At 60.1% G+C, this 6209-nt stretch carries 5 protein-coding genes; 4 read left to right on the top strand and 1 reads right to left on the bottom strand.

The features are described 5' to 3' along the window. The 4 genes from Q0239_RS08110 to Q0239_RS08095 form a co-directional block, all read left to right on the top strand. On the top strand, nt 1-554 hold a 554-nt coding region (locus tag Q0239_RS08110), incomplete at its 5' end, for an Hsp70 family protein (RefSeq protein WP_298600969.1). 67 nt (nt 555-621) lie between these two features. Then, entirely contained in the window at nt 622-1761 is a 1140-nt protein-coding gene (dnaJ, locus tag Q0239_RS08105; protein WP_298600965.1) for a molecular chaperone DnaJ, read from the top strand. 116 nt (nt 1762-1877) lie between these two features. Continuing rightward, nucleotides 1878-3083 carry a hypothetical protein gene (locus Q0239_RS08100; protein WP_298600962.1) on the top strand — a complete coding sequence of 402 codons (1206 nt, stop codon included), beginning with the start codon at nt 1878-1880 and terminating at the stop codon, nt 3081-3083. Nucleotides 3084-3105: 22 nt separating this feature from the next. After that, on the top strand, nt 3106-3999 hold the full coding sequence (locus tag Q0239_RS08095; RefSeq protein ID WP_298600959.1) for an MBL fold metallo-hydrolase: 894 nt from the start codon (nt 3106-3108) through the stop codon (nt 3997-3999). Here Q0239_RS08095 and Q0239_RS08090 read toward each other — a convergent pair. Next, nucleotides 3986-6209, bottom strand: a 2224-nt coding sequence (locus Q0239_RS08090) for a patatin-like protein (protein ID WP_298600955.1), incomplete at its 5' end; no start/stop codon positions are given. The genes Q0239_RS08095 and Q0239_RS08090 overlap by 14 nt on opposite strands.

Here is a 6209-nt window from a genome sequence, read left to right as displayed (position 1 = left end):
ATTTCGACCTTGTCGGCATCCCGCCCGCTCCGCGCGGCGTTCCGCAAATCGAAGTGACCTTCGATATCGACGCCAACGGTCTGGTGAGCGTGACTGCTAAGGACAAGGGTACCGGTAAGGAACAGCAGATCAAGATCCAGGCTTCGGGCGGTCTATCCGATGCCGATATCGATCAGATGGTTCGCGATGCCGAGCAGTTTGCCGAAGAAGACAAGAAGCGCCGCGAGGCGGCCGAGGCCAAGAACAACGCTGAAAGCCTTGTTCACAGCACCGAAAAGCAGCTTGAAGAGCATGGCGACAAGATTGACGCTGGTCTGAAGGCTGAAATCGAGGCTGCCATGGGCGAAACCAAGGCAGCCATCGAAGGTGGCGACCCCGAAGCGATGAAGGAAAAGGCGAATGCCTTGGCCCAGGTCGCGATGAAGATGGGGCAGGCGATCTACGAACAGGAACAGGCGGCGGGTGCGTCGGCCGCTCCCTCGGAAGAAGCTGCGGCAGACGATGATGTCGTCGACGCCGAATTCTCCGAAGTCGACGAAGACAAGAAAGACTGATGATTACCTGTAGCCGTCATTCCCGCATATCGCGGGGTGACGGCTGCAAGCTGGAGGGACATCGGTCGTGAGCCTCGACATAGATTATTACGAATTGCTGGAATGTGAGCGGACGGCGGACGACAAGACGCTGAAATCCGCTTATCGCCGCATGGCGATGCAGTTTCACCCGGATCGCAACCCCGGCAATGCCGAAGCTGAAGCCCGTTTCAAGGCGGTCAACGAAGCTTATGAAGTACTGAAAGACCCTCAGAAGCGCGCCGCCTACGACCAATATGGCAAGGCTGCGTTCGAAAATGGCGGCACAGGTGGTTTTGGCGGCGGCGGTCGCGGTGGCGGTGCCGGCTTTGGCGATTTTTCCGACATTTTTGAGAGTTTCTTCGGCGATGCCTTTGGTGGCGGACGCCAGCGTGGGCCGGTGCGTGGTGCTGATCTGCGCTATGACCTCGAAATCAGCCTCGAAGATGCGTTCCATGGGCGCACGACTGAAATCGCGATCGATGTTGCCGCGAAATGCGGTGACTGTGAAGGCACGGGTGCGAAACCGGGCACCAGCACGCGACGCTGCAATTTGTGCGGTGGGCATGGCAAGGTTCGTGCGCAGCAAGGCTTTTTCGTTGTCGAACGCACCTGTCCGACCTGCCATGGTCGCGGCGAAGTCATCGAAGATCCATGCCGCAAATGCGGTGGCGAAGGCCGGGTGGACGAGCGACAGAAGATTGAAGTTACCATCCCGCCCGGTGTCGATGAAGGCACACGCATCCGTGTGGCGGGCAAGGGCGAAGCGGGGCCGAACGGAGCGCCCGCAGGTGACCTCTACATCTTCATGCACATCGCCCGACACAAGGTGTTCGAACGCGACGGCACAACGTTGTTTTGCCGCGCGCCGATAAGCTTCACCAAAGCGGCGCTGGGCGGTGAAATCGAAATCCCCGGACCTGATGGCAGCAAGCACAGTGTTAACATCCCCGAAGGCATACAGTCTGGCAAGCAGCTCCGCGTCCGCGGTGCGGGCATGCCGGTGTTGCAAGGACGCGGCAGGGGCGACCTTGTCATCCAGATCGACGTCGAGACCCCGACAAGATTAACCGCACGGCAAAAGGAATTGCTCTGCGAATTCCGCGAGACCGAAACAGGCGAGGAATGTCCGCAGTCGCGCGGTTTCTTCGACAAGGTCAAGGAATTCTGGGACGATCTGACGGACTGATTCCTTAATCTCCCCTCCCGCCTGTGGGAGGAGAGAGTTCGCAACGTAAAATCTGCCGACCCGCACGAGACTCGCCCTATGCCCAATGTTATGCTCGCCCAGACAGGAGCGAGTCGATGGCGGGCAACAGTTTCGACAAACGGGATTTTCTGCGGTTAGCGGGCGGCGGTGTCGCTGCTACGTTCATCGGAACACGCATCAACGCGCAGGATGGCCGCATCCTTGGGCTTGATTTGCCTAAACAGGTTGTCGATCTGATCCCGCGCAAGCCTTTGAACTACCTTCGGATGGCGGAATCAGTTGTTCAGCTCGAACGGGAGGCTGATCGCAGAGGGTTTCCCAAATCCCCGCTGGAAACGCGAAAGGGGCAATCGCTCGCCGATGTCGCCGACTCGCTATACCAGTTCGCCATGCCCCGACTGGTTGCGCTGATTGACCGTAGTGAGCCCATTGATGTGCAATTTGCCGATCAGGCTGGGGAACTGCTCGCAGAGTTGCACCAGAACCAACACGAATTGCCCGAGGCACTGAAGCTCGGGCTCGGTGCACTGGGCCTGAAACCATTCGTGCCCGAACGTCAACGTTATTTGGACCAGCCGGAACCCGCACAGGGCGAAGTCATTTTCGTGCCCGGTGCGCCGCCAGCGCCGGATGCACCACCGTCGATTGAACCGACACCGCAGCAAATGGTGCCGGAAACAACCTCCGAAGACGAACCCGATAAACCGCTGAGCAAATCGCGTGATTTTGCGACGTTGAAGTCCGAATATCGCCGCATGTTCCGCAAACTCGTTGTGCGTCCGCAATATCAGGAATCGGTCGATTGGCACATGGCCCTGATCCGCAAATCGCGCGATCGCTATGAAAAGGTTGCGGCGCAAACCGGCGTGCCGTGGCATTTTATCGCTGTTACCCATGGGCTCGAAGCCAGCTTCAACTTCCGTGCGCATTTCCACAACGGCGATTTCCCGCTCACCTCGCGGACGCGACAGGTGCCCGCAGGCCGCCCGACCAAATGGCTGCCGCCATCAGACTGGGAATCGAGCGCTAAGGATGCGCTTCGTTTGCTAGGCTATGTCGGGCAGAGCGACTGGGGCCTTGAGCGCACACTCTACCGGCTGGAGGCCTATAATGGTCTCGGCTATCGCGGGCTTGGCGTGCCGACGCCTTATTTGTGGAGCTTTTCCAACCATTATGAACGCGGCAAGTTCGTCGCCGACGGCAAGTTCAGCCAAACAGCCAAGTCGCAACAATGTGGTGCGGCAGTGATGTTGAAAACTCTCGCCGATGCAGGCGAAATCAAGCTAGAAGGCGCGGCCTGATCCGATTTTGAGGAGAGTCGTCATGATCAACCGCCTGCTTACCGCTGCCCTGCTGACCAGTGCTTTTGCCAGCCCGCTTTGTGCCCAAGAGGATTTCAGCAAGGTCGAGGTGAAAGCCGAACAATTGGCTCCCGGCGTTTCGGTGCTGTTCGGTGCTGGCGGCAATATCGGCGTTTCGCATGGTGAAGACGGCACGGTGCTGATCGACGATCAGTTCGCGCCGCTCACGCCCAAGATCCAAGCAGCAGTCGCGGCGCTTGGCGCCAGCCCGGTCAAATTCCTGATCAACACCCACTGGCATGGCGATCACAGCGGCGGGAACGAAAATTTCGGCAAGGCCGGTGCGCTGATCATGGCGCATGACAATGTCCGCGTCCGCATGGCCAGCGACCAGACAACCCAATTTGGCGAGGTAAAAGCCAGCCCCAAAGTGGCATTGCCGGTGATTACCTATGCTGAAGGCCTGAAGCTGCATCTCAATGGCGAGGAAGTGCGCGTCATCTCCGTCCCGCCCGCGCATACCGATGGCGACAGCATCGTTCACTGGACCAAGTCCAATGTCATTCACATGGGCGACCTGTTCTTCCACAAGATGAGCTTTCCCTTTGTCGACCGCAGCAGCGGCGGCGATGTGCGCGGGGTGATCGCTGCGGCGGAGAAAACGTTAGCGATGGCCGATGACCAGACCAAGATCATTCCCGGCCACGGCCCGGGGGCGAGCAGGGCCGAGCTGCTGGCCTATCCCGACATGGTGTCGGGGATTGTCGGGAAAATAGATGGCGCAATAAAGTCGGGTAAGACGCTCGAAGAGATCAAGGCGATGAAGCCCGCCGATGGCTATGGCGTGAACCCCAGCGGGTTCATCACGGCGGATCGCTTTATCGAGATGGTGTACGGAACGCTTAAGCCGGCGTGATCGCCGCAATCTCCGCGCGCAGTTCCTCGATCAAGGGCTGAATCCGTTTCAACCTCGGCACTTCGGCCTCCAGCACGGCTTCAAAAGCCCTTTTCTTGATCGCCAGTACCTCGGCCTGTTCGGCTGATACCGTGCCGGGCATCGACGAGAGCACGATATCAACCAGCCTGTCGATGCCGTGCAGGCGGCCCCAGAGATAGTCATTCTCGCGATAGGCGCGGCTGAAAAAGGCGCCGAAATTGTTGAACTCGATGCCTTTCAGGGTCGCGGCGGCCCCGCCTTTGCGGATGGTTGTCGCATCGTCGGGGGAGATGCGGTCGACTTTGATTGGATCAAACTCGTCCAATCCTTCGCCTTGCAGCAAGGGAAGGGTCGCGATGTCATAAAGGATGTAGCCGAGATATCCGAGCAGGATTTTGCGGGTAGCGGCTTCGGGAACGTCGCTCAAAGCTGCGTTCAGCGCGGAATCTGTCGCAGCATCCGCCGCTTCCAGATTGCGCCGCGAAGCCAACAGGTCGAGCAGTGCCCCCGGATTGTCGACGCCGTGGCGAACCGCTTCAGCCACATCGACCCCCAGATATTCGGATGTCTCGACTTCAAGAAAATGCGCGAGCGAGGCATAGATCGCTTGCCGCAGCCGGTCTGCCACATGTGGGGGTATGTCAGCCATCACCTCCACATCCTCGGCAAGGCGGCGCGCGAGGAAACGCAGCCGCCGTATGCGGAAGCGGACGTCCTGCTCGCGGAAGAAGGCCATCGATTCCGCGGCCATCACCTTGCCTCTTGGACCGGTCATCTTGTCCAGCCCGCGGCGGCAGATTTCGCCCCACAGTGCATCGCGCAGCATCCGGCAATGCTCGCTCCTCGCGTCTGGGCACAGCCGTCGTGCGGTGGCGGCCAGGTCGTCGAGCACCCCCATCATCCGCAGATGGGCATAGGCGGGGGAGCTATAGCCCGTCGCCGCCGCCGATTTCTGCAGCATCGTCAGCCGCCATTTGCGGAGGCGCTCGGGGGTCGGTTTGGTCAGGAACCATGTCTTGCCGAGCATGACCTCGATCATATGCTCAACCTCGATCTCCAGATGGTCGGTGATCTCGCGCATGCGGGCGATGCGTTGGGAGCGGCCTTCAATGGCGGTCAGGCTGTCGCGGATCGGCTGTTCTCGCGGGATGTCCGACGTTGCGCCAAAGATGGTGGAGAAGAAGCCGGGTGGTTTCAAATGCCCGTCTGTTGTTTTCCCCCGCCCGCGCACACGAAAGCTCGGCATGCCCGGCTTGGGATCAATATAGACGAAGCGTCGGTCGACCTCGCGCCGGGCAGGCCGGTTGCGCAGTGCATCAATCGCCTGCGCGAACGGGGCATTGGCGAGAACCGAACCGTCGATCAGGAAAGCGTCCTCAACACTTCCTGCCTCGAACTGCTGCGGCAGGATGCGCTGGAGGAAAGCTTCGCGCCCGTCCCAGCCAATGGCGCGGGTTTGCAGCAGGCCATCCAGCTCTCGCACCGTAAAGGGCGGGAAGGCGCCGGGGAAGCTGGCGGTTGCGCGGGCGGCAAATACCAGTTCCGCCGGGTGGGCGAGTTGGCCGGCATCCTGACCGCGCGTCGAAAAGCCGATCGTCAACCGATGCTCATTCTCGGTAACATTGCTCGGGCTGTTGAGTTGCAACTGTTCGCGATGGCCATGAAAATCGGTCACGGTGACGAACAGGTCGAGCGGCTGGCCCGCCGGTAGCAGGGGACGCGTCACGCCCTTTTTCTCCATCGCCTGCAATGCGTCGAGCAGCAAGGTCGAAAAGCCTCGCCCGCCAAAAGGCGGCTGGAACCAGCGTGCGCGGACAAAGCCCGATAGCTTGGTTGCCACTTCGTCCTGCGCCTCTTTCGCGACCGTTTGCGCAACCGCGCCGCCGCGCCGCCGCAATACTGCCCAGGCAATTGGCGCGGCCCAGAATTTGGAAAAGCGCGATAGCGGTCGTGCATCAGGATCGAGCAACACTTCGACATCGGCATTTTCGAGCCACAGATCGGTCAGCGGTTCGAGCGACTGTCCGGTGACGATGGCTTGTGACAGGAATACGCCATTGATCCCGCCTGCGCTGGCACCTGCAATTATATCGGTGAGGACACGCAGCTTGGTGCCCGACTTCGCCTCGATCAGCTGTAGTAGTTCGCGATAGACTGCCTCGCTGCTACCCGTCGCAGGCTCGCCTTCA

This window comes from uncultured Sphingorhabdus sp. (assembly GCF_937872355.1).
In the GTDB taxonomy this organism is placed as follows: domain Bacteria; phylum Pseudomonadota; class Alphaproteobacteria; order Sphingomonadales; family Sphingomonadaceae; genus Sphingorhabdus_B.
This window is presented reverse-complemented; position numbering and strand designations above follow the sequence as displayed.